Genomic DNA, 2973 nt, shown 5'->3' with positions numbered 1-2973 from the left:
CCATCGCGACGCAAGGCCGCTGCTAGGGTAAGCGTCCGGCGAACTCACCTTCCGAACTCCAGCATTAAGGGCGATGGTGTCCGCGTATTTTTAAGCGGACGCGATCACCCTTATCGCCAGGATTTCCATGCGCCAACGAAGCTCTTATCCGAAACCATTCAAAGCCCAGGTCGTTCAGGAATGCCTGCAACCTGGCGCGACGGTGTCCAGTGTCGCCATCAGCCACGGCATCAATGCCAACGTCATCCGTAAATGGCTGCCGCTCTATCGAGATCAGCCCGCAACGACTTCACTACCGGCTTTCGTCCCGCTAAAAGCCCCACCTAAACGGCCAGTCGAAGCGTCAGTGATCATCGAGTTGCCCATGGCAGGGCAATTGATCACGGTGAAATGGCCAGCCTCGGATCCCGAGGGCTGCGCGCAATTTATTCGGGCTGTCGCTCAATGATTCGCATCGATGCGATCTGGCTGGCAACCGAGCCTATGGACATGCGCGCCGGTACCGAAACGGCACTGGCCCGGGTGATTGCGGTGTTCGGTGCGGCGAAGCCGCACTGCGCTTATCTGTTCGCCAATCGCCGGGCCAACCGGATGAAAGTGCTGGTGCACGACGGCGTGGGCGTCTGGCTCGCAGCGAGACGACTGAACCAAGGCAAGTTCCACTGGCCCGGCATTCGCAATGGCTGCGAGGTCGAGCTCGACAACGAACAACTCCAGGCGTTGGTACTGGGCTTGCCGTGGCAGCGCGTTGGCGCCGGCGGTGTAATCAGCATGCTGTAACCGCCGGCCATTTGGCCGGTCTACTTGTCGTCGTCCCGCGCCTGCTCTGGCACAATCGGCGGCATGACTTTCTCGCCCAACCTCGACCAGATGACCCCGGAACAGCTTCGTGCCTTGGCGGCACAGGCGTTGCAGCTGCAGTCCCAGGTCGAGGCGATGAGCAGAAAGATCCAGAACGATGAAATCCTCATCGAACAGTTCAAGTTCGAAATCGCCCTGCTCAAACGGCACAAGTTTGCCAAGCGCAGCGAGCAAATCAGCCCGGCTCAAAGCAGCTTGCTGGATGACCTGCTCGACACAGACCTTGAAGCTATCGAGGCCGAGCTGAAACAGCTCCTCCCAGCTGCGCCACAGTCCGAACCACGGCAATCCCCGAAACGTGCGCCCTTGCCGCCGCAGTTTCCACGCACCGTCATTCGCCATGAACCCGAAAACACTCAGTGCGCCTGTGGTTGCCAGCTCCAACGCATCGGCGAAGACGTCAGCGAGAAGCTGGATTACACGCCGGGCGTGTTTACCGTCGAGCAACATGTACGTGGTAAATGGGCCTGCCGTCAGTGTGAAACACTGATCCAGGCGCCAGTGCCGGCGCAGGTTATCGACAAAGGTATCCCGACCGCAGGCCTGCTGGCCCACGTGATGGTGGCCAAGTTTGCCGATCACTTGCCGCTGTATCGGCAGGAGAAGATTTTTGGCCGCGCCGGGCTGGCAATTGCTCGCTCGACCCTGGCGCAGTGGGTTGGACAAACCGGTGTGCGACTTCAGCCGTTGGTCGATGCACTGCGTGAAGCGGTGCTGAACCAGGGTGTGATCCACGCCGACGAAACACCGGTACAAATGCTTGCGCCAGGCGAGAAGAAAACCCACCGGGCTTATGTCTGGGCCTACAGCACCACGCCGTTCTCGGCGCTCAAGGCGGTGGTTTACGACTTCAGCCCAAGCCGTGCTGGCGAACATGCGCGCAACTTTCTGGGTGACTGGAACGGCAAGCTGGTCTGCGACGACTTCGCTGGCTACAAAGCCGGGTTTGAACAAGGCATCACTGAAATCGGCTGCATGGCTCACGCCCGTCGCAAGTTCTTTGATCTGCACGTAGCGAATAAAAGCCAGTTGGCTGAACAGGCCCTGCACTCGATCAGCGGTTTGTACGAGGTCGAACGCCAAGCGCGAGACATGAGTGATGAAGATCGTTGGCGAATACGTCAGGAAATGGCGGTGCCAATCCTCAAAGCACTGCATGACTGGATGTTGGCCCAGCGCGACTTGGTGCCCAACGGATCAGCCACAGCTAAAGCCCTCGATTACAGCCTGAAACGCTGGGTAGCGCTGACGCGCTACCTGGACGATGGGGCTGTGCCCATCGACAACAACCAGGTCGAGAACCAGATACGGCCATGGGCACTCGGGCGCTCGAACTGGTTATTTGCTGGATCCCTGCGCAGCGGTAAGCGGGCTGCGGCCATCATGAGTTTGATCCAGTCGGCACGCATGAATGGGCGCGATCCGTATGCATATCTCAAGGATGTACTGACGCGGCTGCCAACGCAGAAGGCAAGTCAAATCGAACAACTGCTGCCGCATCAGTGGATAGGTGGCTGATCTGCGCGAGGCCTATTTCCCGTACCCTCACGGACAAACGATACTAAGGACAGATATGCGCATTCGAGCAACGAGCGAGAACGACTGGATGTTACTCAAGCGCGTCAGGCTTGCCGCGCTTCTGGATACGCCAACAGCCTTTGGCGTCAGTTACAAGGCTGCTGCTCACTATGACTGCGACCAGTGGAAACAAAGAGCCTCATCTACGGGAACCGAATTCTGGCTGGCATTCGAGGAAGGCAGGCCCGTCGGGATGGTCGGTGCCGCAGTCAGTGAGTCGGAGCGCTTCAATTTGATCGGGATGTGGGTTGAGCCTGCGGCTAGGGGCTCTGGCATCGCAAAAGAACTGGTGGATATCGTAAAGGCTCGATCCACTGAGAGAGGTTTTGACGGCGTTTTTCTGGATGTCTCTCCTGAAAACGCTAGAGCCTCAAGCTTCTATTTGAAACAGGGGTTTGTCTTCCTGGATGAATGGGAGCCATTGGAAAGTCATCCGCATATTACTGTTCAGACTATGTTATGGACGAGGCAGTGACCTCACCCCTAAAAGGGTTGCAGCTAGACCATCGCACTGTGACTTCCCTGGACGCTTAC

General features: G+C 58.1%; 4 protein-coding genes. All 4 read left to right on the top strand.

The window, feature by feature from the left end:
* Positions 1-127: 127 nt before the first annotated feature.
* The 4 genes from tnpA (at position 128) to GYA94_RS25275 (ending at position 2914) form a co-directional block, all read left to right on the top strand.
* A complete protein-coding gene (tnpA, locus tag GYA94_RS25290) occupies positions 128-448 on the top strand; it encodes an IS66-like element accessory protein TnpA (RefSeq protein ID WP_161893342.1) in 321 nt (106 codons plus the stop codon).
* Entirely contained in the window at positions 445-780 is a 336-nt protein-coding gene (gene tnpB / locus GYA94_RS28370) for an IS66 family insertion sequence element accessory protein TnpB (protein ID WP_161893341.1), read from the top strand. Before tnpA ends, tnpB begins: the two co-directional genes overlap by 4 nt.
* Positions 781-843: 63 nt before the next feature.
* Positions 844-2379: an IS66 family transposase gene (gene tnpC, locus GYA94_RS25280; protein WP_161893340.1), complete on the top strand. Its 1536-nt coding sequence runs from the start codon at positions 844-846 to the stop codon at positions 2377-2379.
* A 55-nt stretch (positions 2380-2434) separates the two neighbouring features.
* Positions 2435-2914 carry a GNAT family N-acetyltransferase gene (locus GYA94_RS25275; protein WP_161893339.1) on the top strand — a complete coding sequence of 160 codons (480 nt, stop codon included), beginning with the start codon at positions 2435-2437 and terminating at the stop codon, positions 2912-2914.
* Positions 2915-2973: the final 59 nt, after the last annotated feature.

It is taken from the genome of Pseudomonas juntendi, from assembly GCF_009932375.1.
In the GTDB taxonomy this organism is placed as follows: domain Bacteria; phylum Pseudomonadota; class Gammaproteobacteria; order Pseudomonadales; family Pseudomonadaceae; genus Aquipseudomonas; species Aquipseudomonas juntendi.
Note: the sequence above shows the minus strand (reverse complement) of the source record. Positions and strands in the feature narration are given on the sequence as shown.